This is a genomic window from Vibrio galatheae (assembly GCF_000967545.1).
Taxonomy (GTDB): domain Bacteria; phylum Pseudomonadota; class Gammaproteobacteria; order Enterobacterales; family Vibrionaceae; genus Vibrio; species Vibrio galatheae.
Map to the genome: position 1 here is coordinate 237,890 of NZ_JXXV01000028.1, position 24,553 is coordinate 262,442.

Sequence of the window (24,553 nt, forward strand, 5' to 3'; positions counted from 1 at the left end):
TTGGAGTAGGCAATCACAATTTTCTGACAATAAGCATTGCTGGAAAACAACAGTACACAGCCAATCAACCAACGTATCATAGTTTGACACCTGTTCAGTTTGGTCGCTTTAACTAGCGCTTTTTATTGATATCCCTAAATATAGATTAGGGATATTGATTTAAAACCTGACCAAACTTGGAATCAAAGCGATGATAAGTTGATTAGATCTTTTTAAAGATAATGGACGTGTTAATACCGCCAAACGCAAAGTTGTTACTCATCAAGTATTCAACGTCGAGTTCACGACCACTCCCTGTAATGTAGTCTAAATCTCCGCACTGCTCATCAAGCGTATCTAGATTTAGCGTCGGATTAAACCAACCTGTGTGCATCATCTCTAAACTAAGCCACGCTTCAATCGCACCGCAGGCTCCCAAGGTATGGCCAAAATAGCTCTTAAGTGAGCTAATCGGCACCTTGCCAAGTGCGTTCGCCGTTGCGTTACTTTCTGCGATATCACCACGGTCAGTCGCTGTGCCGTGTGCTGACACATAACCGATTTTTTCAGCACTGATCCCGGCATCTTTGAGTGCCATTTCCATACAGATTTGCATGGTTTCCATTTGTGGCTGAGTGACGTGGGCAGCGTCGCAGTTGCTGGCGAATCCTATGATCTCGGCATAGATGGTTGCGCCACGAGCGATAGCATGTTCATACTCTTCAAGAACTAGGGTGCCAGCACCTTCACCAATCACCAATCCGTCTCGATCTGAATCGTATGGACGTGGTGTGCTCTTTGGTGAATCGTTTTTTAAACTGGTGGCAAATAGGGTGTCAAACACGGCGGATTCGGTTGGACATAGCTCTTCGCCACCACCCGCAACCATGACGGTTTGGTAACCGTGCTTAATTGCTTCATACGCATAGCCGATTGCTTGGCTACCTGATGTGCAGGCACTGCTGGTCGGGATCACCCGGCCTTTCAATCCAAAAAAAAGACCGACATTGACCGCGGCAGTGTGAGGCATCATTTGCACGTATGTGGTTGCTGTGATGGCTCTGGTCGACTTATCATTGAGCATGACACCAAACGCGCCAACCGCGTCGGTACTGCCGGTTGATGAGCCGTAAGCAATCCCTGTTTGACCATTGGTAAGCACCTCTGCGCCTAATAAGCCTGCCTGAGCAAGTGCATTTTCAGTGGCAACGGTTGCTAAGCGAGAAACACGGCCCATACCGCGTACTTGTTTGCGCTTATAATGCTTAGGTAATTCAAAATCGTCGACAGGGGCCGCAAGTTTGGTATTGAGCCCTTCGTATTGCTCAAAAGAGGGCATGTATTGAGTGGCGTTCTCACAGGCTCTTAGTCTGGGCTCAACGGTTTGCCAGTCGTTACCAAATGCGGTGACGCCAGACATTCCGGTCACAACTACACGACGACTCATACTAAACCTCCATTGACTGAAATCACTTGGCGCGTGACGTATCCGGCAATATCAGACATTAAATAGCTGACCAATCCGGCAACTTCCTCAGGCTCACCCATGCGGCGCAGTGGGATTTGCGGCATCGCGTGTTCTTTGACGTGTTCATCGACCATACCCGTATCAATCAAGCCTGGCGCGACACAGTTGACGGTAATTTTGCGCTTAGCAAGTTCAAGAGCAAGTGACTTAGTTGCTCCAATCACGCCCGCTTTCGCTGCGCTGTAATTGGTTTGCCCACGATTACCCATCAGGCCAGAAACAGAAGCCAGAGTCACGATTCGTCCACCTTTGCGCTTTTGCACCATAGGCATAACACACGGGTGAAGTACGTTATAGAAACTATCTAGGTTAGTGTGGATGACACCATCCCACTCTTCTTCTGTCATTGCAGGAAAGGCAGTATCGCGGGTGATGCCTGCATTGTTAACGACACCGTAGTAAGCACCGTGCTCTGCAATGTCTGCTTCCAGTTTCGTGCGGCACGCTTCGCGATCACTGATATCAAATTGGATCAGGCGGCCACTGCCACCGTTTTCTTCAATCGTCGCTAATGTCGCTTGAGCGCCTGCTTGATCGCCCATATAGTGAACGGCGATGGTAAAACCGTCTTTCGCTAGCTGAATGGCGATGGCTTTGCCGATGCCTTTGCTGGCGCCAGTGACTAAAACTTGTCGGGTCATTGTTGACTCCTGATTTTCATTTCTTTTAATTTGTCTTCAGAGGGGACGTACACATTCAACTGACAGTTGGCTACGACCTGCTTCCCTAACTCTATCCGCGCACTAAACACCGCCATCCCATTTTCTTCCATCATTTTTTCGGCGTAGACATCAAGCACTTGGCCCAGTCCAAACTGGTCACAATGGGAGGTGTAACGTCGGCTACCGAGCAGGAAGCCTATCGGCGGTTGCTGGCCTTGCTGTCTTGCATGATAGCCAGACCACGCGGCGACCGATTGCGCCATAAACTCAATGCCAACATAGGCTGGAACCGTTTTCGATTGTGAATTGAAGAACGGATTCTTCTCGCCCACATCAACCTGACAGTGAATCGTATCTTGTTGTATGTCGAGCGCACGATCAATCAGTATCATCGGCTCATTATGGGGTAGTAGCTGGCCAATATCGGGATAGTTAGTCATGGGCGTAACCAAAAATTAGACTGATGTTGTTACCACCAAAGGCAAACGAGTTGCTCAAAATTGCTTTACCTTGCAGTTTAATTGGCGTTTCAACCAATGAAACCTCAATATCTTCCGCTTTATCTTGGCAATGCTGAATGGGCAGTGGTAAATCATGTTTTAAAATGTGCCAGGCAATCGCAGCTTCCGTGGTACTTGCGGCACCTAAAGTATGACCAGTCAATGGCTTGGTCGAGCTAACCGGAACTTGGTCGGAAAATAAACGATAGATGGCTTTACTTTCCATACTATCGTTGAGTGGAGTTGCTGTCCCGTGTGCATTGATATAGCCAATGTCTTTGCTGGTCAACCCTGCATCGTCGAGCGCTTTTTTCATGGCTTGCTCTGCGCCAACCCCTTCAGGATGAGGTGCAGAAATGTGGTGAGCATCAGAGCTGTCACCGGCACCAAGCAGCGCGACTTTGGCGGGGGTGTTGCTGAGCAACATTAGTGCTGCTGACTCGCCGATATTGATCCCATCACGAGCCTGACTAAACGGCACACAAAGGTTGTTTGACAATGCCTCTAATCCATTAAAGCCGTTTAATGTCAGTCGGCAGAGAGTATCGACTCCACCAACAATCACAGCATCCACCAATCCGCTGCGTAGCAATCTCTGGGCGGTGATAAAGACACGACCACTGGATGAGCAGGCGGTTGATACCGCGTAGCATGGCCCACTGAGGCCAAAGTAAGCTGCGATGAAGTCGCAGGTGTTACCTAGCTCTTGTTTACGGTAGTGGAATGCTTGAGGAAAGCTGCTGCTGGTCAATTTTTGTTGGTAGGCAATTTCGCCGTCGGCAATGCCCGATGTACTGGTGCCAATAATAACCGCTATCCTTGATGCGCCAAATTCGTCTATTGCTTGCTGGACACTTGCCTCGATTTGTTGCATAGCGGATAGAGCAAGTTGATTGTTATAACTGTTGAAATCGCTCAGGTGTGGTGGAATTTCGGGCAGTACTTCTTTTACTCGACCAACGATGGTTGAGGTAGCGGTATTGAGGACATGGTCATCTCGTACCATATTGGATGCGCGTTGACCGGATAGGCACTGATGAATTGCGATATTCTCTGAGCCCATCGCAGAATGAAAGCCACAATCTTGGATAAAAATGGGTCTAGAAACGTGTGTTGGCATGATGGCTATCTATGGTGTTGGTTAAGCTCTATTAAATTGAAGCGTTTTAATTTTAATCGTGTAGTTGTCAGTCAAATGATGAAAAACAATCTCTCCTGCTAGCCTATCTGAGCTGCTGTACTGGATGTCGATAACTTGGTTGCCATTATTGTCGAATATGGCTCGTGAGTTGGCATTATCGACCATATGCCACCTTACCTTATTTAATGGGGCTTCCCAAGCAGAATCAGGCCAGAGCGTGATCATCAGATTAAATAGTACCTGCTCTGGTGCAGGCAAAACACCGCTTAGTCCGTTCATCACCTCGGTGTCGACTTTATCATCTTGATAGTTGAGGGATAATACCCTTGTTCCCCAAGATGAAAAGCCCGCCAGAACCAACTGGTTGCCAGAGACTTGCAATTGCACGGGCAATTGCTCTGTACGATGGTTATCCCCTTGATTCCATGTCGCCTCAATAAGCTGGCTTGCTGTCACCGCATAGCCTAGAGAATCTGGGCTGGGTAACTGCAGTTGCTGGTTTTGAGTAATGCTGACGGTGGGGGCGCTACTGTGTGGCGCTAACGTACAAGCACTCAACACCATGCTAAGTAAAGTGGTTGAGATGATTTTTCCCACGAGATGAAACTTCATTGCTGTTTCCTATCTTCGATTGCTAAGGGTGACAGTAGCCAAGCGACAAAGATACCGCTTAACACTGTGATACCAAAGCTATGTATCGCATGTGTTTGGCTCAGAGAAAGCAAACCAAAAGAGAGTAAGGTGGTCAACGCTGACAGGGTAATGGCCAGTAATGTACTGTGGCTGCGTGCTTTTTCTGCAAAAAACAGCGTGTAGTCGATACCAATCCCAACAATAAGAATCAGAGCGAGTAAATTGAATAGATTGAGTGTTGAACCCACAGCAGTAGCGGCCGCTAAGCCTGCCACACAAGCAATTAATGATGGGATGAGAATTTTAAATGCGTGTTTTAGCCCATAGCGTTTTGCCAATAACAGGGCAATAACGGTGAGTGCGCCAATTAACAGCTCCATCACTTTAACGCGATAGTCGGCAAACAGGATTGAGATTTCCTCGGCTTTATCGAGGTAACTGATATCGTTCTGTTGTGCGGCAAAGGCTCTGACTTCTTCAACTGCATTTAGCCCACTGAGAACCACTACGGCGGCGACTTGCTTATCGACTTGACCGACATAAAGAAAACGCACAGCTTCAGATACTGGATGTGCGAGGTAGTCTTGTACAGATACAGCAGTGAATAGCTGGTTTAGACTCGGTAATGTGGTCAGTTTTAAGTTGCTTTGCAGTTGAGCGGCTTGATTTGCGTAAAGTGATGCAATCAGTTGGTGATCCTGCTCCTGACGCGAAAACGATCCAAGATACTGACTTAGACTTTGATAACCTTGAATCTTATCCTGTTGTTGCCACGTGTTTAATCTTGTTTCCAATGACTCTAAACGCTGCATAAGCGCTTCATCGTCCTCGGCAGTGACAACCAGCATTTGTTGTGAAGATTGAATACCGCTGAGTTGATTGATCAACTGCTCTTGCTGTTTGAGATTGTCCGGCATCGCTTGAAGTTGGCGGATATCATCGTCGTAGTGAAGATTCGCCAGCGGAAAAAGCGCAACAGCCAAGGATAGAATGGGCAGTCCGACTCTCACACGTGGCTTTTCCCACAGCATCAGCCATTGGTGCCAAATTTTTTGTCCCGGCAGCGGCCTGTCTGCGCTGGGTCTGATCGCCAGCACAGGATACCATGCCACCACAGTCGCATAGGCGGCAATTAGCCCAATGGAAGAGAACAGGGCGAGTTGTTGCAATCCAGGAAACGGCGCGATCAGCATACCAAGGTAGCCAATTAAGCTGGTGACTAGTCCCATAGTGATCGCCGCGAATATGTGCTTAAGACCCTTTCTACTGTCCCACTGCTGACCCGCTGCCAACCGTTCTGTGAGGTAATGGAAAGCGTAGTCAATTGACACACCAATCAAACTCGCGCCAAACACTAAACTAAAGAGGTGCACTGTACCAAATATCCACGTCGTCATTGCCAGAGCCGCCAGTAAGCCAATTCCAATCGAGAGTAGGGCAAGGGACAGGGGCGCTGCGCTGCGAAATACGCCAACAATTAACACCACGATGCCGAGTAAAGAAAATAGGCCAATCGTACTTATTTCAGACTTTGCGCTCTCAGTGCCGAACTGAGCATAGAACAGCACGCCAGTATGCAGCATTTGGGCATCAAACTGCTCTGAGATGGAGTCCTCAATCGCGACTATTTCGGCCACACCTTGCTGGGCGTTGAGGTTGTAAGGAGAGTCATTGAGCGTGGCACTGACCAAAACGTACTTGCGATTTTCAAACGTCGTGGTGAGAAAACCTTGTTCAAGAGTGAATGCTGAGCTGAGTTGGCTTAGCTGGTTAAGGTAATCACGAAAGAGTAAAAATGGGTCGCTGGTCAGCTCTTTACCTGTGACGCCCGAAAACGGGTTGTAAAGTGATTGCAGCACATATTGAACTTGCGCTTGGGGGTTAACTTCTAAACGCAAGCGCTGCTCTGGTGTCAACTGCTGAAAACGGTGGTTGAAATAATACTCAGCCCACTGATTTTGCTGCTTAGCGCTGACTTTTCCTACCACTTGCTTAAAGCGTCCCGTTTCAGTTAAGGATTGTGCTAACTGACTGGCGGCGCTAAACACCCGCTCATCGTTTGCTGTGACGACAAACACGACTTTATCGCTCAAGTTGCCAGACACGGCTTCGAACGCTTGCTCTGCGACAGGGTTTTGCTTGTTAACGGGTAATAGCTTGAGAATGTTGGTTTCGATTGGCGATTGCGCAGACCACTGCCACTGTTTAGCTAACATGGCAATAAACACCAGCACGAGCGTGAGCCAGGCCAGTGCGAGCTTTTTACTCGTTATGGTTGCAATGAAACGAGCCGGGTTAGAAGCTGAATTGTGCTTGTTCAGCATCCGTTAGTGTCTCTGGTTGGTGTGTTTGGTTGGTAAATAGGATTTGTGTTTTATCGCCACGGACCTCTTGCAGGGTTAGACCTTCGATATTTTCCTCACCCTCGAGGGTAATGGATTTAAATACGGCGTTTAACGGAGCTTGTGTTGGTGTTAACTCGATGGTCCACTGGTTAGAGCCTCGTTTAAACTCAATGTCGAACTGCTCTTGCAGTGCCTCGGTGTCTCCATGAAAGACGGCAAGAAAGACATGGCTAAAGTAAAACGCCATTGGGTTGTCTTGAGCGGTAATGACTTGTGGATCTTGGCCTGCGAAAGATTGGCGCAGTTTGTCTTGCGTTAGCACTAAGTTGACGGGAAACGGCGTGGTTTGCTGCCAAAGGAGCCCCTGCTGTTTACTTAAAGTAAATTTACCTTGCGAACTTAGCGGTTGCTCAAACATCTCGATATGACGGAGCTGAGTAAAATCTCCGCGAACGAGACTATGCTGCGCGAGCTGTGCTTGCAGAGAATCGAGATCGGTCACTTGTGCCCAGCTAAGTGTCGAAAAAGCGATGAGGGCGAGTGTCAGCCATTTGTTCATTAAGCGATATTTCCGTTGCGATGCCAATGCTCTACTTTATCCAACAGTACCTTAGGGGAAGCAAAGCACATCTCTTGTGAAGCCATCTCCACCGCCACTTGCATGGTGTGGCCTTTGCACATCCGCTGACCCGTTTGAGCATCATAGATAACATAATCGACGCGCAGACGGTTTTCCCACTCAGTTAACTTAGCCGTGATACGAATTTCGTGATGGAACGGAATCGCTTTGACGTATTTTACCTGAGTGCCGATGATCGGCCACATATAGCCAGAGGCATTCATGGCTAAGTAGCCATAGTCAATTTTGTCCATCATTACCCGACGGGCTTCTTCGAAATAGCGAAAGTAGTTGCCGTGGTAAATAACGCCCATCGGATCTGCGTCTTGAAACGAGGTGACTAAAGTCACCTCTGCTTCGAGGGGAAAGCGAGTTGGTTGTTCCATTACGCCTCCGAATACAACGACCAGTGACGTTGTTGGATACGAGCGATGAAGTGGCGCAGATCGTTTTCTAGTGGGCGATCTTCAACCACATATTCAAACTCAGCCAAAACCGCATCACGAATCATCTTCAGATTTTCGCTCATATGGTGCTCATCAAGTTCGTTGTGATGGCGGCGAATTTCGACTGCTTGAACACTGGCGAGCAACGATGCTGCTGCGACTTGCTCCGTCAACTCTAGCACACGCAAACAGTCTCGTGCCGCGATGGTTCCCATACTGACCTTATCTTGGTTGTGGCATTCAGTCGAACGAGAAAAAACACTCGCTGGCATAGTGTGTTTGAGCGCTTCTGCCGTCCAAGCCGAGATACCAATTTGCACTGCTTTAAAACCGTGGTTGATCGGCTTACGTGCACCTTCGGCACCCGTTAGGTTAAATGGCAGACCGTTGTTGAATTTGTAATCCATTAACTGCGCCATTTGGCGATCGAGCAGATCAGCAAGATTGGCAATACCGGTTTTTAGTGTATCCATTGCCATTGCAATATGACCGCCGTAGAAGTGTCCACCGTGCAATACGCGCTCATTGTCGCCATCGATAATAGGATTGTCGTTAGCGCTGTTGAGCTCGTTTTCTATCATTGAACGTAGCCAAGGAAGCGAATCCTGAACTACACCGATCACATGAGGTGCACAGCGCAATGAGTATCTATCTTGCAGGCGATCACTGTTACGTGGTGGTCGCTCAGCTTTTAGATCGTCACGCAGCCATGCGGCAACTTGCTGTTGACCTGGGTGAGGTTTGACCGCAAACAGTGCTTCGTCAAAGTGGAAGTCATTACCATGCATGCCAACAGAAACCATAGCGGTGATCTTGGTACATAGTTGGGCTAAGTACTCGGCACGTTTGTAGGCGAGGCAGGCCAATGCGGTCATGACTGATGTACCGTTCATCAGCGCTAAACCTTCTTTGGGTTTGAGCTGAATCGGGTCAATATTCAGTTGGGCAAACACTTCCGCTGTTGGGCGCACTTCACCTTGGTAAATCACGTCTCGTTCACCAATCAGCGCCGCGGCTAAGTATGACAGCGGGGTTAAATCACCACTGGCTCCGACAGATCCTTCTTGTGGAATACGCGGCGCAATATCTTGGTTGATGAGGGTCACGATCTGGTTAAGCAAGTCATGGGTAACACCAGAAACACCTTGGGCAAGTGAGCATAGGCGAGTCGCCAACACGGCACGCGCTTGTTCGTGAGTCAGTATGTCTCCAAGACCACAACCGTGGAAGCGGGTTAAATGCAACGGCAATTCGTCGACTAAGTTGGGTGGAATTGCGACAGTACAAGAGTCACCATAGCCGGTTGTTACGCCATAAATGACGCCTTCTTCTTTTAGCAATCGCTCTAAAAAGGCGACACCGCGATCGATCTTAGCGGTGAACTCATCACTGCTGTTAAGAGTGGCATCGGCACCTTGGGCGATAGCAACCACGTCTTCTATGGTCAGCGCCTGTGCGCCAAACGTAATGGTGTTATTTTCTTGCATCGTCATTTTTCTGATTACTTAATGTCCAAAAATTGAAAAAATTGTACCACTGCAGTGGCGCTTGCAGGGTGTAGTGTTGTAGGCGGTTCGCATAATCCTGTACCACTTTCTCTAGCGCTTGCTGTCGCGCTTGGCGAGGAAGCGTTATTTTATCGCTAAAGTGTTCGAAATAGACGTTAAAGTGAGGCTTTTCACTCGAATCGTCTCTAAGGCCAAACAATAGGTATACCGGCGCTTTGAGCACGGAAGCAAGCATAAATGGCCCTTGTGGGAATGGCGCAGGCTTGCCTAAGAATTCAGCCCACACGGAGCGGCTCTCTTTGCTGGTGGAAGTTCGGTCACCGACGATGACCACCCATTCTCCTTGCTCAATTTTTTGTTGCAGGAGAATGGCGGTATCTGGGCCCAACGAGCTCACTTGAATCAAGTTCAGCTCAGAATTTGGGTTGACGGCCTTCATTACGCTATTAAATCGTTCGGCATGCTCTGTGAAAACCAACGCATTGATTTTTATGTGAGAATGACGTCGACTAAGTGCTCGGCATAACTCGATATTACCTAAATGTGAGCCTAAAAGAAGCACACCTTGGTTTTTATCGACCATTTCTTGAAAGCGTTCGTGGCCGTGAATCGTCAGGTTGTCGACATTGAAGTCGCCTTTCCATGCGGCCAGCTTATCGAGCATAGTATGCCCAAACGAAAGCAAATGCTGATAGCTATTTAATGGTTTAGGCAGTTCGATAGCTTGTTTATGAGCATAACTTTGCAACTGGGTCAGATAAATCTCAGAGGCTTGTTTGGCTTCTTTGCCTGCCAGGTGGTAATAGCGCATGACAAGTTTGAGGATCTGGTTAAACACTTTACGTCCAAGTAGGCTGTAGATAGCCAACATCAACTTGATGCCAAAAATGGTGCCTTGTTCCTGTCTCTTTGACCAATGAGTATTGCCGGCCGCTTTTTTGTTACGTTTGCGTGCCAATAAGAGAGGAATTCTCGGTATCATGCCAAAGAAAAGCTTAGTGTGCATCCAACTGATTTTTACGTTATCCCACAGTGCATCGAAATGAGAGATACCGCCTTCAGGATAGATAACGCGTGTGTCGATAAAATCGATCTCGACACCTTCCCAATACATGCGTACTAAGATCTCTATATCAAAATCCATCCGTGTACCAATGGAGTACTTGTCGATCACGCTGACGGTTTTTGCCACGGGGTAGGCGCGAAACCCGCACATACTGTCTTTAATCGCGAATGACAGTGTTTCTATCCACACCCAGATATGAGTAGCGTATCGGCCATAAAGGCGCGACTTCGGAACGCTTTCGTCATAGATGGGTTGACCCGATATCAGATGTTCACGATTTTGCTCAGAGCGAGCGAGCAAATTGGGCAGAGCTTCAATATCGTGTTGGCCATCGGCGTCGATTTGTATGACATGACTGTAGCCCAGTTGGTTGGCTTGGCGAATGCCTGCCATTACAGCACCGCCTTTGCCTGCATTTTCGGCTAACGTCACTAAAGTTACGTCATCGAGGTCGGCGACCACTTTTAGAGCTTGTTTTGTTTCGCTGTTGCTGCCGTCATCAACCACAATAAAAGGGAGTGCAAAAGGTTTAAGTGATGACACCACAGCAGCAATGGTACTGCCATGGTTGTAGCATGGGATAAGAAAACAGGCTTGATAATTTTCCACCTTATTCACCTAACTTCATTTTTCCTGAAGAGTGAACAACCATACGGTCAGCTTGTTGTGAACTGTATTTAAATGCCAGTTTGTGTTTACTGCTGTCCCAGTTTAAAACAAGAGTGACTTTCGCATCAGGCCGAATCGGCTCTTGAAACTTAATCACCTCCATTCCTTTAAACGTTACTGGCGTATCTAAGTATTCAACCGCGTAAAATAGCGCCCAATCTATTTGGGTGACACCTGGCAGCAATGGGAAGTGATTAAAGTGACCACGGAAGTCCAAGAGATCAGCGTCAACCTTGAGGGTAAGTATCGCCTCAGACTCTGCTGTCTCTACATCTATGATCGTTGGTTTTCTTTTATCCATATGATTATTATATCTTTATTCTTGGAATAGCTTTTCGATTTCAGCCACTTGCCTTTTGCCTTGGCTGTTTAATGGAATCTCATCCAACAAGCGGTACTTTCTTGGGATGGCGATCGGCTCTAGCCAGTCACGCAAATTCTTGCGCAGTGTCATCCAAAACTTACCTTTACCATCTTGTTTAACGGCATCATGTCCTTTATCGGTTAAGACAAGAACGGCGCATAATGCTAAGCGATTGCCGTCCTCAAGCGGAATGACAGCGCTTTCTTCTATCCACTCGAGTTGTTCTAAACGTTGTTCCACTTCCACTAAGGAAATGCGCTTTTCTTCGATTTTGACCACTCGATCAGTACGACCTTGCAGATCAAAGCTGATTTTATCATGGAAGTGGCACTGATCGGCAGTTTGATACCACTTGTTGCCAGCAATATGCGCTGCGCGAAGTCGTAAACAGTGTTCACTATTTAGCTCGGCATCAACGCCGGGAAAGAGTTGCCATGGAGTGGTTGCGCTATGTTGTTGACGATAAGCAATCCCACCGGTTTCTGTACTGCCGAAGACTTCGATTGGTAGATGAGCGAACAAGGCTTTACTGTGGTTGGCCGCACTGGTTGCAAGTGGTCCTCCTGATGAAAATACGCAGCGCAGCGGTGAACTTTGCTGCTCTTCGCTGAGCCGTTTTAAAAGCGCCGGGCTGCTTATTAAGGCGGTGTCCATGTTTGCGTGCTGGACAATTTGTTCAGGAAACTCAAGGTTGTGCAGCGCAAAAGGACGGCCTGCGCACAAGGGCCACAGTAAACGAAATAGCAACCCATAGATATGCTGGTGTGACACTGTGCTTTCGATACGTGCCCCTTGGATTTGTTCACCCCACAGCGACTCTAAAATTTCAATTTCCGCATCGAGTTGGGCGAGCGTTTTTTGGATCGCTTTGGCTTTGCCACTTGAGCCCGATGTAAACAGGGTAACAGCAATTTCGTTTAGCTTGAGATCTGGAAAAGCAGATTCAACCACGATATCAGGCAATCCGCTGCTCACTTCAAGTGTGGTCAGTTGATGTGCAACCTTCACTTCTTGGTCGTGAACTAGGAGATCAAAATACTGTTCGAGTTCTAGCACCGCTTGTGTTTGGTAGTTGCCGGGCAGAATGATGGTTTTGTTGGCATAACAAGCTGCTAGAAAACTCACCGCAAACAGATAGCTGTTACCGAAACACAACGCGAGTCTCTGCGCTGGCAATTGAGCAAGCTGGTGAGTGAAATGAACAACGTCATACTGAAACGTTTGCCAGCTAATGCTCTCGTCGCCATTAAAAGCAACAGAATCGGAGCTCAGACGCTTGGCATTCATTATGTGAGCGAGAGAAGAAAACTCAGCGGGTGCTCGATTCATTTCGTTTGATGATCCTTACGAATAAACTGACGCGCTACCCACTCGATGGCAAACAGGCTGCCTGCGAGGAGATAACTGATAAGCCCGTTATATAAAGTCCAGACTTTTAAAGGTTGAAAACAGGTATATAGCGCCGCCAGCCCATTAAAGATAAAAAATAGGCACCAAACAACGGTGATCTTACGTGTGTAATTCACACCACTTGGTGGCAAATTTGGTTCTTGGAGGCGTGCGAGGCGTTCAATAATGGTTTGAGGCTGCTTTAAGCTCGAAGCGAAGACAACCAACATGCATAAGTTAACGATGACCGGATAGAAGGTTAGCCAACCATGCTGCTTAAACAGTATCCCCAAACCAACCAGCGACATTCCTGTGATTGCCGTTATGCGAGCGACGTATTTGAGCTCTTGCAATTGGGTGCGTTGTACTGAGAGTAAACGAACTCCCATGGCGGCGAACAATAGAATCCCCACCATGGATAGACCGTACTTATCTATGCCGAAATAAACGGCGAATGGATAGGCGAACAGAACAACTGCAGACAGGACTGTCAGCAATTGACGCATTAGGCTTCCTTCAGTAGCTCGGCAACGGCGTCAACGACATCTTCGACAGTACGAACAGTACTAAACTCCGCGGGTTTAATTTTCTTACCTGTTACGTTCTGTAAGTGAACCACGAGATCAACCGCGTCAATACTGTCTAAGTCGAGGTCTTGGTACAAATGCGCTTCAGGCACAATATCGGCGGCGTCAATTTCAAACAACTCTACAAGTGCATCTTTTACTTGAGCAAATACTTGTTCTTTATTTACATCTGTCATGGGTGTACCTACGGCTTACTCGCTGGTTTGTGAAGAAATATAGTTCGCTAAATTACTCACTGACGCAAAGTGCTCGCGAGTATTGGTATCGTCAGCGTCAATCACAATGTTGTATTTCTTTTTGATTGCCAAACCTAGCTCTAATGCATCGATTGAGTCTAGGCCAAGACCATCACCAAATAACGGAGCTTCTGTTTCAATATCCTCGATGGTTAAATCTTCAAGGTTGAGTGCATCAATTATAAGTTGTTTTATTTCGTTGTGTAGTTTTTCCACTTTGGCCTACTTGTCACTATCAATTTTCAGGAAAGATTGTCTCAGATAAATGCTGCTGCAATCGGCGCGCAGCAATTGTTGGAGACGTAGTTTGCTCTATAAACGGTTTAACCTCAACTTTATCCTTAACCTCTACGTGGAAAAAAGGTTTAGTTGCCGGAACTTGATACCACTTTTTCTCTTTTGTGAGAAAGCTCGGAGAAACACTAATATGGACAACGCGCAAATCACGCTGTGTTCGAACGGCGATTTGTGCCGAGCCTCTTTGCAGTTTCGAAGTAATCCCTGGGGTCGTGCGTGTCCCCTCTGGAAAAACCAGTAGCACATTGCCTTGTTCAAAACGTTTTTCACACGTAGCTAATAGGTCGTCAGGACTTTCATTCGGAATATAACCTGCGCCTTTGACGACGTGTTTCATAAAGGGATTCTCCCAGATTGCTGATTTGACTAGGCAATCACAACGTTTGAGCTGAGAGGCAATCAAGACATAATCAATTAGGCTCGGATGATTAGCGACAATCAAGCAGTTTCTGTCTTGTTGCATGATCTCGGCACCGACAATCTTGTAGTCAATTGCGCCTGTGAATTTCATCAACTTGCAGAACAGGTTAAACGATCGCTGTATCGCACCTTGCACTCGATATTCACGCAATGTTTGATCTCTGGTGAACAAATGAATGGCAGGAATGACGATGAAGCTCAGTCCTAATCCCCCCAGTCCAAATACAGAAAAACAAAAGCCGGTCGCGAACACTCGCCAATATTGATCAAATGTCTTCATTAATTTCTTTGCCACGTCCATATCTGCTGATGAGACTCAATCTTCCATTGATGGTCTTGAGATAAAAAATGACGAATGAATGTTAACCCTTGAGGCAAGGTTAGGGCTGAGGGTTGATGCCGTGCTTGCTTGGACAATGAGTAGTTTTCGCCACTTGAAACAATCAAACCTAAGCTATAGCCAGAATACGATTGCTGCTCAAACTGTTGATAAGCTTCTGGCAATGGCTCATCGAAGTCAACGACCAATACCTTGTGTTGCGGGTGAGCGCTCAGGTAGAGCCAAGCTTCGATTAGGGCGCTTTGGAAAGTGTTGTCACTGGCCGCAATAGACGTTAGAGGAATAGGTTTTTTGGTTGCGATGGTCGCAAGACCGGCTGCGGTATTATGTACGGACTGGGAAAACGCCATTGGAGAGGCTTCTTCACCACGTACAATATCTTCAATCAGTTTTAGGCTGCGATGCAGTTCACCATGCCGACTGGCAAATACTAAGTAGTCTACTTCATGTTCATTGAGCAGCTCTATGGTGGTTTGAACGGCAAGTTTACTCAAATGACTCATCCTGCGGCGCATCATTGGCGGGATGGCCGAAGTGACCAGTTTACCTTCTTGTGGCCACTGAGTGTCCTTTGTCCAAGATTCCCAATCCTGAGACGTTGAGAGTCCGGTAGAATGTGCTCGCCATGCGTCGATATTAAATGAGATGTTGGTATCTGAATTTAGCATAAAATATTGAATTGTCTGTTATACAACGAAATACTAGTAGGGTCAGTTGACGTTACAAGACTTAAACACAAAATAAGGAATGATTAATATGTCACCACTCAAGTTACTCGGCGCAATAGTATTGGCTTTTTTGCTCGTTGGTTGTGGTCGTGTCCAGCCAGTTATGAATGTTGAGGATACTCCAGTTACTTATAATCTTCAAAGCAAACAAGTGAAAATGGCGATCATGCAAGCGGCATCAAATCGTGGTTGGATCGTTGAAGAAGTGAGCCCAAATGAGTTAAACGCAAAATTGCATGTGCGCAGCCATTACGCTGAAATAAAAATTCCGTTTAACGATAAGTTTTACTCAATTCTTTATCTCAACTCAGAAAACTTACGCGCGAGTGATGGCACAATCCACCGTAACTACAATCGTTGGATCAACAACTTAAACGTAGATATCAAGCGTCAGTTAGCGGTAACCGCTTCAGCGCAGTAATTTCAATTCAATAACAATAGTTAGGTTTTTCGTGACACAAAAAATTAAAGACCCGTTCAATGCTCTTGAAGCCAAAACGGAAGCTCAAAAACTCTCCTTTGCGCCCATCGTGTTTCACACCGCGCGAACGTTGCGTGATTTAGGTATCCTGTCCGCTCTGGATAAGGCGGGTGAGACGGGTTTGAACGCAGAAGAGATCGCGCAGCAAACTCAGGTTTCAGAGTATGGTGTTAAGGTGCTGCTCGATATGGCCATTAGCGCCAATATTGTGCTGTGGGAAAAACCTAACTATTGCTTGGCCAATTTAGGCTTTTATATTCTTCACGATGGCATGACCAATGCTAATCTCGATTTTACCGCTGATGTTTGTTACGCAGCCATGATGCATCTTACTGAAGCGATCGTTGAAGGTAAGCCCGCAGGCTTAAAAGAGCTCGGCGATTGGGAAACCATTTATCAAGGGTTGTCTCGGCTTCCTGACCAAGCCAAAGCAAGTTGGTTCAAGTTTGACCATTTTTATTCAGATCGCTCATTCCCAGTCCTGCTGGAAAAGGTGTTTAGACATCATCCGAAAACCTTGGTTGATATTGGTGGTAACACGGGTAAGTGGGCAATGCAGTGCTGCACGCATAACCCGGATGTTGAGATCACTATTGTTGATTTACCTCAGCAACTTGAAATGGCAATGCAAAATGCGGCGGAGCACGGTTTTTCTGAGCGCGTTCATCCGTTCCCTGCCAATATGCTCGATAAGCAGCAAACGCTGCCTGAGCATGCGGACGTTTGGTGGATGAGCCAGTTTTTAGATTGCTTCTCACCAATGGAAATTTTGAATATCCTCAAAAAGGTCAAACAGCAATTGCGTCCAGGCGACGCTATTTATATTTTAGAGCTGTTTTGGGACGCGCAAAAATACGATGCTGCCTCATACAGCCTGAACGCAACGTCCCTTTATTTTACCTGTTTGGCCAATGGCAACAGTCGTTTTTATCGCAGTGATGATTTTTTAGAGATCATTGCAGAGGCGGGGTTAGTGGTTGAAGAACGCACTGACAATATTGGTCTTGGACATACGCTGCTCAAGCTAAAACTATAATTACTCAATTGTTGCTAGGCGGCACTACAGACTATGAATAAAGAAAATACTCAAGTTGTTATCGTGGGTGCTGGGCCATCGGGTTCGACGGTCTCTGCACTTTTGCATGCGCAAAATATCAAAGTTACCGTGATCGAGAAGGCGCTTTTCCCACGCTTCTCCATCGGTGAAAGTCTGCTTCCCGCCTGTATGGAAGTGGTTGAACAAGCGGGCATGCTGGAAGCGGTCAATCAGTTTGGATTTCAATACAAAGACGGAGCCGCCTTTAGACGCCGTGGTATTTATACTCAGTTTGATTTTACCGACAAATTTTCTCCAGGGCCGGGCACCACGTTTCAGGTTCAGCGCGGTCAGTTTGATAAAGTCCTTGCAGACAGCGCAGCGGATCAAGGCGTTGAGATTCGTTATCAACATGAACTTACCGCGCTTGAGTTTATTGGCGAACGCTCATTGCTGACCGTCAAAGATGAGGTTGGAGTCAGTTATCAAATTGAAGCCGATTATGTGCTCGATGCCAGCGGCTTTGGTCGAGTGTTACCTAAAATGCTTGATTTAGAACAGCCATCTTGTTTACCACCGCGTAAAGCGATTTTCACTCATATCGTTGACAATATTGACTCGCAAGATACGAGCTACGATCGCAATAAAATCCTCATCTCTGTGCATCCAGAAAACCAAGATGTCTGGTATTGGCTGATCCCATTTTCAAACGGGGTGTGTTCATTTGGTGTGGTTGGTAAGCCTGAATTTTTTGCAGGTTATCCCGAGGATAAAATTGAAGCTCTTAAGCAACTTGCTAATGAAGAAGCTGGACTGGCGCAACTGCTTAAAGATGCGCAGTATCCTAATCCTGCCGGGGAGCTTGGCGGTTATTCTGCTAACGTAAAACAGTTAGCGACTGCGCATTATGCGTTGCTCGGCAATGCGGGCGAGTTTTTGGACCCTGTCTTCTCGTCGGGCGTGACCATTGCGATGAAATCGGCCCAGTTTGCTGCTCAATGTGTGGTGAAACAACTCAACGGTCAGAAGGTGGATTGGGAGGAAGAATATGCCAAGCCGTTGATGGTTGGTGTTAATACGTTTCGTACCTATGTCGAAGGCTGGTATAGCGGTTTGCTGCAAGAGGTGATTTTTTATCAGAAGCCCAATCCACGTATTAAACAGATGATCAGCTCTATATTAGCGGGTTATGCCTGGGATCAAGCCAACCCTTACGTCAAAAACAGCAACCAACGGCTTGAAACGCTTGCCGAGCTTATTCGTGAAGCGAAAGATGCTTAGATTTTGACTTGGCGCAAGAGAATTATTGGCTAAATACGCCCCTTCTGCTCATACTTTTAAAGTAAAAGTAGGTATCCATCCACGCCAACTCGGTTTGGATGAAATGTGGAGGCTAGCCATGAAAAACGAACTTGATCCAACCAAAGTTCTCCAAGCATACGAAACGGTGATGGCCAATGGCTCACCTACGGAGTTCGGCAAAATTTATGAAGGTATTGAAGCCTTCTCTGATTATGACGGTTATAACGTCTACATGAGAGGAAATGGTGTGGAGTTAAAAGTTGGCTTCCACAACACCTATCATCTTGACTATGAGCAAGAACACCTTCGCGATAGTTTTCTCAAAAAGGTTGCAATGTTAGCTAAATAGAAAAAGCCCTGATTGGTCAGGGCTTTTTTATAAGAGTTTAAGATTGTTAATCTTCTTCGACTAGGCTCGCTTCTTCATCTGAGTAGTCATCAACACCAATAATATCCGGTTTGGTTCGGCCATTTAATGTATGGAATCGTTTGCGTCCGCGGGCAAGTTGAACGTACTTTAACCACACTCGTTCAAGTTTCGATTTGGCTTTACCAGGGTTCGCCAGTACTTTAACAAAATGCTTCTCTTCGGCGTTTTCTGGCTCCAGAAGGCCAGATTCCAAACCTTGCATCGTGTCACCATAGAGCGTGAGAATCTCCTCTTCTCCAAGGGTAAAATCGCCAGATTTAGCAAATCCGCGTGGGAACTTGGTGTTGTCGTAAAAACGTTTTTTGCCATGACGAAATAGTGTGTCTGACATTTTGGTAGCCTCTGTATGCCTACGTGGTTGAACTAATCGAAAAATAGGCGCAAATCAAAAAAAAGAAAAACAAATTATTTTTATCCTAACAATTGCCCATGGTTATTAAGTTTTTATCAAATTTTGATGAATAAATTAGGTCAGATAGGGCGGCGAACGAGCGTAAAAAAGCCCTGAATGTTCAGCAGTCAGGGCTTAACGAGGCTAAATTGGGTTAGGACGTTCTTAGCGATTCAATCAAGTATTGCAGTGTGGGATCCAATGCTCGGTCGACTTCATCAAACTTGTGATGAGGTTGGACTAACCAGCCGCGTTCGACTAATTCGTCAATTAAGCCGATATAGCGATAACTGCATTTACCGATCAGCAGATTGTCGAGGCTGCGTTTTTGGCTAAGCGCCAGCATCTCTATAAACCCGGCTAAGTAAAGGTGGTCTTTGGTAAAACCACCACCGCGATAGACACGGGTTGTGGTGGTAAACGCACTTTCCTTGTCGACGCCGAGCTCATCAATTAAATAGCTGTAAGTCATGTAAAAGTTTTGTTCTTTCAACATGGAATCAACAGCCAGTACTCGCGTCGCCAGTACTTTGAGGCGCTCATGAGACATAAAGCCCGCTTTGTATTCGGCCATGATCGCCATCCCTTCCTGAGTGACGGTAGAGCCGGGCAGACCCAAACGAAACACTTTCAGAGGCTGCATTTTGGCGTTAAATGTGGTCGCCATGTGCACACCAAGTTCATGCTGGATTAAACGCTCAATCTCTGACTGACAAAAGCTCACTTTAGAATTAACGAATAGCGTTGGCGGGTTCGAGGTCACCATTGCCCGCGCTGCAAGCGAGTTTGCTGGCGTGATTTTACATTTCATCTCCCAGCGCTGAGCGGCCTTTTTCATTTGCTCTATGGCTTGCTCGGCTGACAAGATGTCGCCTTGCTCTTCTGCAAGCGTCTTCGCGTAGAGAAGAAACTCGGCGTTCTTGATGGCTTCTTCACTTGGTCTACCGTGGTAGCGCAGCGAGTTATAGAGGAATGTGTCCTGACCAACACTGGTCAATAGATCGACCTTCTCTCCCAGTTTGTTGACCATATCGCTATAGAGTTGGCGCATGTCCGGATCTGAGATGTTGTCGATCGGCAAACGGTAGAGCTGATATTTAAACTCATTGGCCTGAATCGGCAACTGTCGATAGCGATAGTTAGGTTTATATCGATTTGGAGCCGCATCGAATCGACGTCGCTCAGCGTTTAAGTTGGTCGGGTTGACATATTTAAGCGTCTCTATTTTGTGCGCTAGGCGGTAGAGCGCTTTATCGAGCTGCAATATCGATGGTTCGATAGATGAACTCAACATGTCAGACTTACTGACTCTTTTCTGGCGATTGAAGCGGCGTTGAAAGAAGGCGCTGGTTTGACTGAATGCTTCTTTCAAACCGGATTGAAGTGATTCTAGAACCAGCGGAAAAACGGTTCCAGAGTCTTCATCCATAAACACTTTTTTCACTTCAGTTGGTAGCACTAACGTTTTATCAAATCGCGCATTGGTATGAGCAATCAGGTAGCCACGACCTTCGAACACCGCGTCGACTTCTGATGTGGTTTCCAGATTGGGCAGTTCGATTTTACCCAGTTCGCTTTTGAAGCGTTTTACCGCAGAGCCCCAGCGCTCCATATCAATCTGAGAAGTACCGATATTGAAGACGGGTGCATCACTTTTTTGCCGTTTGTAGTTGTAAGAATGAATATCAAACACGATCACCATGCCGTGTTTCTCTTCTAGCTTACTGATCAAAGCTTCATACACGGTATAGAACGCACTGTGCTTACGGTGACTCACTGCCCGCTGTTTCGCGCTGATGGGCTTTTCCCACACTTTCCGACTCCAGGCTGAGCGGTAGTAGGTACTTAACGACATGGCTCGGTTGAGATCGTACTCAAAGCGAGAGTCTAAGCCGACGATGTTGATCGGCTGAGAGGAGATCATCTCGTCGGTATACGGGTCTTCTTCAAACAAGCGATCGTGCTCACTGAGTAAACACTGGTTTGCTAGTTCAGGGCGCAGTCGGTTGCCGGCATGAATCGCGGCGCAAACCACGGGCAGGTATTCATCAATCTTAATGAAACAACCTGCGTCTTGCAGTTCACCAGAGAAGGGTTGCTCTCGCTGGATAAGCGAGAGCATATCTTCAAGAGAGTAGCTTTTATGGTTCAATGTGAGCGTTCTCTACAGCAGTGCGGTATGCACTCTTACGTTGTTGCAATAGATCTTTTGAGTGGACAATGTTTTCGACAAAGTCGATCACCTGACGCTGAAGACGAACGCGATTGAGCTTGTTGATACGCATGATACCGCCTGGGCTCAATACGTTAACTTCAACCAGCTTATTGCCAATCACATCTAAGCCGGTAAAGTATAAACCGTCGCGCACCAGCTTAGGGCCAATCGCGGCACAGAGACGTTTCTCTTCTTTGGTGATCGTATGTTTGACCACAGTACCACCTGCGTGAACGTTAGAGCGGATCTCACCACTTGCTGGCACGCGCTTCATCGCACCAATAGGTTCGCCATTAAGCATTAAGATACGCTTATCACCTTCTTCAGCACCTTCGATGTAATCTTGCAAGATCACGTAGTTGCTTTGTTCACCTTCACCGATATAGAAGTCGAGCAAAGAACGGAAGTTTTGCCGTGCGTTTTTCTCGATAACAATTACGCCGTGTCCACCGAAACCATTCAATGGTTTGAGGATCATCTTTTCACTGTCACTCTCTTCGAGAACACGCTGCAGATAATCGCGGTTTTTCGATACGTGAGTCGCAGGGATAAACTCGCTGGCCGCGCCGCCCATACTTGCGGTGTAAAGTTTGTTATTGGCTAAACGCAATCCTTCAAGATCATTGATGATTAAGGTGTCATCTTTAATAGAGTCCAAGAAGTTCAGAGCCAAGTTATCTAAAGGTGGATTGGCGCGCATGAAAATGACGTCAAATCCAGCCATAGGTAGGCGAGCTTTTTGGAACTGAGCTTGGCGATAAAATGAAGGAATTTTTTCCGAGATCTTTTGTCCTTTCTTCAGGACTTGGCAGAAACCAAAAACGGTACTGTCACGAATAGTCAATCCGCTTGTTGTTGTAATGGCGACCGTGTGCCCCCTTGCCGCACATTCGTGTACTAGGCGAAGTGTTGTGTCAGTCTCAGGGCAAACACGCTCCCATGGATACATCAAGAAGCAAATATGCATTAATCTTCCTCAGTTAAACTTGTGTCTTCAGTAAAATCTTCACTACTTGCATCAGGCTTAGAACGGCCGTTTAACGTATGAAAGCGCTTACGACCTCGAGCGAGTTGGGCGTATTTCAGCCACGTTCTTTCCAGTTTTGACTTGGCTTTAACTGGGTTATCTAAAACCTTAAGGAAATGCTTTTCTTCCGCGTTTTCAGGATCCAATTGTCCGGTTTCTAAACCGAGCATTGTCTCACCATAAAAAATTAGGATTTCCTCTTCTGCCAGAGTAAAATCACCAGACTTAGCAAAGCCTCGCGGAAACTTTGTGTTATCGTAAAAACGTTTCTTGCCTAGACGAAATTGAATGTCAGACATATCAAGCAGCCTCTATTCCATTACCTGTGTGTTGTGAATCAGGCGAAACTTAGGCTTAAACTTGCGAAAAGAAAAACAAAAATTATTTGTCGTGATGACAACTTTTACTTATTGGTCTGGTAACTACGGCGCCTGGAGAAATAAATGGACGTTAAAGTATTTCGAACCTTCCTAGAGTTAGCCAAGGTTCGACACTTTGGAAAAGCAGCTGAAAACCTCTACATAACGCAAGCTGCAGTCAGTGCGCGAATTAAACAGCTAGAAAGTTATTTTGATACGCAATTATTTATTCGTGATCGCAATAACATTAAATTGACCTCAGCGGGAGAGCGCTTGGTTGGCTATGCCGAGGTAATGGTGACTACGCTCCAACAAGCAAAATTTGAGCTTTCTTTAGAGAGTGGCAAAGCGTTGCAATTGACACTCGGTGGAACGCCCAACGTGTGGGACGCCTATTTGCAGAACTGTCTTAGCTTGGTTACTGATGCCTTTGAAGGTTATGGCTTTATGGCGGAAATCATGGGTCGAGAAGCGTTAATGCGCAGTCTTCAGGAACGCACATTAGACATGGCATTTGCCTTTGATCAGATCAAAGCAGATGAACTTAACTGTAAGAAAGTGGCGGATGTGGTGCTGTGTTTAGTGTCGACTCAAAAAGATGCGCTAGATTCGGTATTTAAAGATAAATATGTCTATGTTGATTGGGGCACTAAATTTGCGTCTGAGCATGCAGAGCGTCACCCTAAGATACTGGCGCCATTTTTGCGCACTTCAACGGCAAGAATTGCCTTGGACTTTATTCTTGAGAAGGGCGGCAGTGCTTATCTCCCTGCCTCTTTGGTCGAACCTTTCCTTTCTAGCGGTCAGTTACACAAGGTAGAGGGGGTTCAGGATTGGCAACGTCCTATCTATCTGAGTTACCGCAAAGCGAGTACTTCAATTGAAGCGATCAGACAAGTTGAAGAGTTGGTTAAAACCATCGATCCGGTTACGGCATACAGTCTTCAGCAGATGGCTGATTTGCCTGTTGATGATGAATAACATCTCCGGCCTACTATTAAAAAACGCCTCGAAAAGTTCGAGGCGTTTTTTTTACGTATTTTAAACCAGTTCAGCCAGTTGCTTCATGGCGTCTTCACGTGCTTCTTGTGCCGCTTCTTCACCCATGTTGAGCGCTTCCGCATAGACAAACTCAACGTCGGTAATGCCGATAAAACCAAGCATAGTGGTCAAATAGCTTTCGATAGAGTTGCGTGGTGAATCTTTATGTAAGCCACCACGAGTGGTCACTACGGTTGTTTTCTTGTTTTCAATCAAACCTACAGGGCCTGTTTCTGTGTAAGAAAACGTCACTCCTGCACGAGCGATTAAATCGAACCAGTTTTTTAGCTGAGTCGGAACCATAAAGTTATACATCGGTGCTGCGATAACAATTCGATCGGCCGCTTTTAACTCTTCAATTAGTTGGTCTGACAACGCAAGTGCTGCTTGTTGTTGCTCGCTAAGGTTGTCACCACCACGTAGCGCGGTTGCAACATCCATATCCAGTAGTGGCAGCGGATTTGCCGCTAAATCGCGCTCGATAATGCCTGTTTTGCCTGCAAGAGCTTGGTCAATCAGTTGGTTTGATTGAGAGTGAGGGCCTAAGATGCTTGATTTAAGAACAAGTGTATTGGTCATAATAGTGTCTCTATATCTTGAGGTTCGATTCATTCAAACCATGTTGTTTGTTTATGGAGCAAGTATAAGGAGAGACTGATCACAGATGAAGCCGGACAATTTGAGCGAAATGTTCAAAAATTTCGAATAAGTAAAGTTTTTAGTTTCTTAAAGGCGAGGGCAGTGACTAGTGATTGGATGAGCTGTCAGGCTAGATGGCCTAGCGCTAGGCCATCTAGCGCAGAGTTTATAAACT

27 protein-coding genes are annotated in these 24,553 nt (G+C 46.5%); 5 read left to right on the forward strand and 22 right to left on the reverse strand.

Going from position 1 to position 24,553, the window contains the following annotated elements:
- Nucleotides 1-202: 202 nt before the first annotated feature.
- Genes TW81_RS16565 through TW81_RS16645 form a run of 17 tightly spaced genes read right to left on the reverse strand, consistent with a single transcriptional unit; the run spans nt 203 to nt 15,397 of the window.
- Nucleotides 203-1,426, reverse strand: coding sequence for a beta-ketoacyl-ACP synthase (locus TW81_RS16565; protein ID WP_045956842.1), 1,224 nt, complete (start codon nt 1,424-1,426; stop codon nt 203-205).
- The gene (locus tag TW81_RS16570) at nt 1,423-2,148 is read right to left on the reverse strand and encodes a 3-ketoacyl-ACP reductase FabG2 (RefSeq protein WP_045956843.1); all 726 of its coding nucleotides are present in this window, start codon (nt 2,146-2,148) and stop codon (nt 1,423-1,425) included. Before TW81_RS16570 ends, TW81_RS16565 begins: the two co-directional genes overlap by 4 nt.
- Nucleotides 2,145-2,609 carry a hotdog family protein gene (locus tag TW81_RS16575; protein ID WP_045956844.1) on the reverse strand — a complete coding sequence of 155 codons (465 nt, stop codon included), beginning with the start codon at nt 2,607-2,609 and terminating at the stop codon, nt 2,145-2,147. Before TW81_RS16575 ends, TW81_RS16570 begins: the two co-directional genes overlap by 4 nt.
- Entirely contained in the window at nt 2,602-3,789 is a 1,188-nt protein-coding gene (locus TW81_RS16580) for a beta-ketoacyl-[acyl-carrier-protein] synthase family protein (protein WP_045956845.1), read from the reverse strand. Before TW81_RS16580 ends, TW81_RS16575 begins: the two co-directional genes overlap by 8 nt.
- A gap of 21 nt (nt 3,790-3,810) precedes the next feature.
- Nucleotides 3,811-4,422, reverse strand: a complete 612-nt coding sequence (locus TW81_RS16585) for a DUF3261 domain-containing protein (protein ID WP_045956846.1) — start codon at nt 4,420-4,422, stop codon at nt 3,811-3,813.
- On the reverse strand, nt 4,419-6,767 hold the full coding sequence (locus TW81_RS16590) for an MMPL family transporter (RefSeq protein ID WP_045956847.1): 2,349 nt from the start codon (nt 6,765-6,767) through the stop codon (nt 4,419-4,421). Before TW81_RS16590 ends, TW81_RS16585 begins: the two co-directional genes overlap by 4 nt.
- Entirely contained in the window at nt 6,739-7,347 is a 609-nt protein-coding gene (locus tag TW81_RS16595; RefSeq protein WP_045956848.1) for an outer membrane lipoprotein carrier protein LolA, read from the reverse strand. Before TW81_RS16595 ends, TW81_RS16590 begins: the two co-directional genes overlap by 29 nt.
- Nucleotides 7,347-7,793 carry an acyl-CoA thioesterase gene (locus tag TW81_RS16600; protein ID WP_045956849.1) on the reverse strand — a complete coding sequence of 149 codons (447 nt, stop codon included), beginning with the start codon at nt 7,791-7,793 and terminating at the stop codon, nt 7,347-7,349. The genes TW81_RS16595 and TW81_RS16600 overlap by 1 nt, the downstream gene beginning before the upstream one ends.
- Complete coding sequence (locus tag TW81_RS16605) at nt 7,793-9,346, reverse strand: HAL/PAL/TAL family ammonia-lyase (RefSeq protein ID WP_045956850.1); 1,554 nt, start codon at nt 9,344-9,346, stop codon at nt 7,793-7,795. The genes TW81_RS16600 and TW81_RS16605 overlap by 1 nt, the downstream gene beginning before the upstream one ends.
- On the reverse strand, nt 9,327-11,036 hold the full coding sequence (locus tag TW81_RS16610) for a glycosyltransferase family 2 protein (protein WP_045956851.1): 1,710 nt from the start codon (nt 11,034-11,036) through the stop codon (nt 9,327-9,329). Before TW81_RS16610 ends, TW81_RS16605 begins: the two co-directional genes overlap by 20 nt.
- Nucleotide 11,037: 1 nt before the next feature.
- Nucleotides 11,038-11,397 carry an ApeI family dehydratase gene (locus TW81_RS16615; protein ID WP_045956852.1) on the reverse strand — a complete coding sequence of 120 codons (360 nt, stop codon included), beginning with the start codon at nt 11,395-11,397 and terminating at the stop codon, nt 11,038-11,040.
- A 15-nt stretch (nt 11,398-11,412) separates the two neighbouring features.
- Nucleotides 11,413-12,789 carry an AMP-binding protein gene (locus TW81_RS16620; RefSeq protein ID WP_045956853.1) on the reverse strand — a complete coding sequence of 459 codons (1,377 nt, stop codon included), beginning with the start codon at nt 12,787-12,789 and terminating at the stop codon, nt 11,413-11,415.
- A complete protein-coding gene (locus TW81_RS16625; RefSeq protein WP_045956854.1) occupies nt 12,786-13,355 on the reverse strand; it encodes a COG4648 family protein in 570 nt (189 codons plus the stop codon). The genes TW81_RS16620 and TW81_RS16625 overlap by 4 nt, the downstream gene beginning before the upstream one ends.
- Entirely contained in the window at nt 13,355-13,612 is a 258-nt protein-coding gene (locus TW81_RS16630; RefSeq protein ID WP_045956855.1) for an acyl carrier protein, read from the reverse strand. Before TW81_RS16630 ends, TW81_RS16625 begins: the two co-directional genes overlap by 1 nt.
- Before the next feature lie 15 nt (nt 13,613-13,627).
- Nucleotides 13,628-13,888 carry a phosphopantetheine-binding protein gene (locus tag TW81_RS16635; RefSeq protein WP_045956856.1) on the reverse strand — a complete coding sequence of 87 codons (261 nt, stop codon included), beginning with the start codon at nt 13,886-13,888 and terminating at the stop codon, nt 13,628-13,630.
- A gap of 19 nt (nt 13,889-13,907) precedes the next feature.
- A complete protein-coding gene (locus tag TW81_RS16640) occupies nt 13,908-14,669 on the reverse strand; it encodes a lysophospholipid acyltransferase family protein (RefSeq protein WP_045956857.1) in 762 nt (253 codons plus the stop codon).
- The gene (locus TW81_RS16645) at nt 14,669-15,397 is read right to left on the reverse strand and encodes a beta-ketoacyl synthase chain length factor (RefSeq protein ID WP_045956858.1); all 729 of its coding nucleotides are present in this window, start codon (nt 15,395-15,397) and stop codon (nt 14,669-14,671) included. Before TW81_RS16645 ends, TW81_RS16640 begins: the two co-directional genes overlap by 1 nt.
- Nucleotides 15,398-15,485: 88 nt before the next feature.
- Between TW81_RS16645 and TW81_RS16650 the strand changes: the two genes are divergently transcribed.
- The 4 genes from TW81_RS16650 to TW81_RS16665 all read left to right on the forward strand — a co-directional run bounded on the left by TW81_RS16650 (nt 15,486) and on the right by TW81_RS16665 (nt 18,625).
- A complete protein-coding gene (locus TW81_RS16650; protein WP_045956859.1) occupies nt 15,486-15,878 on the forward strand; it encodes a hypothetical protein in 393 nt (130 codons plus the stop codon).
- A 31-nt stretch (nt 15,879-15,909) separates the two neighbouring features.
- Nucleotides 15,910-16,974: a methyltransferase gene (locus TW81_RS16655; protein WP_045956860.1), complete on the forward strand. Its 1,065-nt coding sequence runs from the start codon at nt 15,910-15,912 to the stop codon at nt 16,972-16,974.
- 33 nt (nt 16,975-17,007) lie between these two features.
- On the forward strand, nt 17,008-18,255 hold the full coding sequence (locus TW81_RS16660) for an NAD(P)/FAD-dependent oxidoreductase (RefSeq protein WP_045956861.1): 1,248 nt from the start codon (nt 17,008-17,010) through the stop codon (nt 18,253-18,255).
- Nucleotides 18,256-18,373: 118 nt separating this feature from the next.
- Complete coding sequence (locus tag TW81_RS16665) at nt 18,374-18,625, forward strand: DUF3081 domain-containing protein (RefSeq protein WP_045956862.1); 252 nt, start codon at nt 18,374-18,376, stop codon at nt 18,623-18,625.
- Nucleotides 18,626-18,671: 46 nt separating this feature from the next.
- Here TW81_RS16665 and TW81_RS16670 read toward each other — a convergent pair whose 3' ends face one another.
- From TW81_RS16670 to TW81_RS16685, 4 genes are all read right to left on the reverse strand, one after another.
- Nucleotides 18,672-19,037 (reverse strand): MaoP family protein, encoded by a 366-nt coding sequence (locus TW81_RS16670; protein WP_045956863.1) that lies wholly within the window; start codon nt 19,035-19,037, stop codon nt 18,672-18,674.
- A 214-nt stretch (nt 19,038-19,251) separates the two neighbouring features.
- The gene (locus tag TW81_RS16675; RefSeq protein ID WP_045956880.1) at nt 19,252-21,219 is read right to left on the reverse strand and encodes a flavohemoglobin expression-modulating QEGLA motif protein; all 1,968 of its coding nucleotides are present in this window, start codon (nt 21,217-21,219) and stop codon (nt 19,252-19,254) included.
- Nucleotides 21,220-21,238: 19 nt separating this feature from the next.
- Nucleotides 21,239-22,279, reverse strand: coding sequence for a glutathione synthase (gshB, locus tag TW81_RS16680; RefSeq protein WP_045956864.1), 1,041 nt, complete (start codon nt 22,277-22,279; stop codon nt 21,239-21,241).
- On the reverse strand, nt 22,279-22,638 hold the full coding sequence (locus tag TW81_RS16685) for a MaoP family protein (protein WP_045956865.1): 360 nt from the start codon (nt 22,636-22,638) through the stop codon (nt 22,279-22,281). The genes gshB and TW81_RS16685 overlap by 1 nt, the downstream gene beginning before the upstream one ends.
- A gap of 144 nt (nt 22,639-22,782) precedes the next feature.
- On the opposite strand from TW81_RS16685, the gene TW81_RS16690 reads away from it, so the two are divergent.
- Nucleotides 22,783-23,679, forward strand: coding sequence for a LysR family transcriptional regulator (locus tag TW81_RS16690; RefSeq protein WP_045956866.1), 897 nt, complete (start codon nt 22,783-22,785; stop codon nt 23,677-23,679).
- Between the two features lie 60 nt (nt 23,680-23,739).
- On the opposite strand, the gene TW81_RS16695 is transcribed toward TW81_RS16690, so the two are convergent.
- On the reverse strand, nt 23,740-24,318 hold the full coding sequence (locus TW81_RS16695) for an FMN-dependent NADH-azoreductase (RefSeq protein WP_045956867.1): 579 nt from the start codon (nt 24,316-24,318) through the stop codon (nt 23,740-23,742).
- Nucleotides 24,319-24,553 lie beyond the last annotated feature (235 nt).

Coding starts and splice junctions, on each gene's coding strand:
- TW81_RS16565 (WP_045956842.1), bottom strand. CDS start 1,426: ATGAGTCGTCGTGTAGTTGTGACCGGAATGTCTGGCGTCACCGCATTT.
- TW81_RS16570 (WP_045956843.1), bottom strand. CDS start 2,148: ATGACCCGACAAGTTTTAGTCACTGGCGCCAGCAAAGGCATCGGCAAA.
- TW81_RS16575 (WP_045956844.1), bottom strand. CDS start 2,609: ATGACTAACTATCCCGATATTGGCCAGCTACTACCCCATAATGAGCCG.
- TW81_RS16580 (WP_045956845.1), bottom strand. CDS start 3,789: ATGCCAACACACGTTTCTAGACCCATTTTTATCCAAGATTGTGGCTTT.
- TW81_RS16585 (WP_045956846.1), bottom strand. CDS start 4,422: ATGAAGTTTCATCTCGTGGGAAAAATCATCTCAACCACTTTACTTAGC.
- TW81_RS16590 (WP_045956847.1), bottom strand. CDS start 6,767: ATGCTGAACAAGCACAATTCAGCTTCTAACCCGGCTCGTTTCATTGCA.
- TW81_RS16595 (WP_045956848.1), bottom strand. CDS start 7,347: ATGAACAAATGGCTGACACTCGCCCTCATCGCTTTTTCGACACTTAGC.
- TW81_RS16600 (WP_045956849.1), bottom strand. CDS start 7,793: ATGGAACAACCAACTCGCTTTCCCCTCGAAGCAGAGGTGACTTTAGTC.
- TW81_RS16605 (WP_045956850.1), bottom strand. CDS start 9,346: ATGACGATGCAAGAAAATAACACCATTACGTTTGGCGCACAGGCGCTG.
- TW81_RS16615 (WP_045956852.1), bottom strand. CDS start 11,397: ATGGATAAAAGAAAACCAACGATCATAGATGTAGAGACAGCAGAGTCT.
- TW81_RS16620 (WP_045956853.1), bottom strand. CDS start 12,789: ATGAATCGAGCACCCGCTGAGTTTTCTTCTCTCGCTCACATAATGAAT.
- TW81_RS16625 (WP_045956854.1), bottom strand. CDS start 13,355: ATGCGTCAATTGCTGACAGTCCTGTCTGCAGTTGTTCTGTTCGCCTAT.
- TW81_RS16630 (WP_045956855.1), bottom strand. CDS start 13,612: ATGACAGATGTAAATAAAGAACAAGTATTTGCTCAAGTAAAAGATGCA.
- TW81_RS16640 (WP_045956857.1), bottom strand. CDS start 14,669: ATGAAGACATTTGATCAATATTGGCGAGTGTTCGCGACCGGCTTTTGT.
- TW81_RS16645 (WP_045956858.1), bottom strand. CDS start 15,397: ATGCTAAATTCAGATACCAACATCTCATTTAATATCGACGCATGGCGA.
- TW81_RS16650 (WP_045956859.1), top strand. CDS start 15,486: ATGTCACCACTCAAGTTACTCGGCGCAATAGTATTGGCTTTTTTGCTC.
- TW81_RS16660 (WP_045956861.1), top strand. CDS start 17,008: ATGAATAAAGAAAATACTCAAGTTGTTATCGTGGGTGCTGGGCCATCG.
- TW81_RS16665 (WP_045956862.1), top strand. CDS start 18,374: ATGAAAAACGAACTTGATCCAACCAAAGTTCTCCAAGCATACGAAACG.
- TW81_RS16670 (WP_045956863.1), bottom strand. CDS start 19,037: ATGTCAGACACACTATTTCGTCATGGCAAAAAACGTTTTTACGACAAC.
- TW81_RS16675 (WP_045956880.1), bottom strand. CDS start 21,219: ATGCTCTCGCTTATCCAGCGAGAGCAACCCTTCTCTGGTGAACTGCAA.
- gshB (WP_045956864.1), bottom strand. CDS start 22,279: ATGCATATTTGCTTCTTGATGTATCCATGGGAGCGTGTTTGCCCTGAG.
- TW81_RS16685 (WP_045956865.1), bottom strand. CDS start 22,638: ATGTCTGACATTCAATTTCGTCTAGGCAAGAAACGTTTTTACGATAAC.
- TW81_RS16690 (WP_045956866.1), top strand. CDS start 22,783: ATGGACGTTAAAGTATTTCGAACCTTCCTAGAGTTAGCCAAGGTTCGA.
- TW81_RS16695 (WP_045956867.1), bottom strand. CDS start 24,318: ATGACCAATACACTTGTTCTTAAATCAAGCATCTTAGGCCCTCACTCT.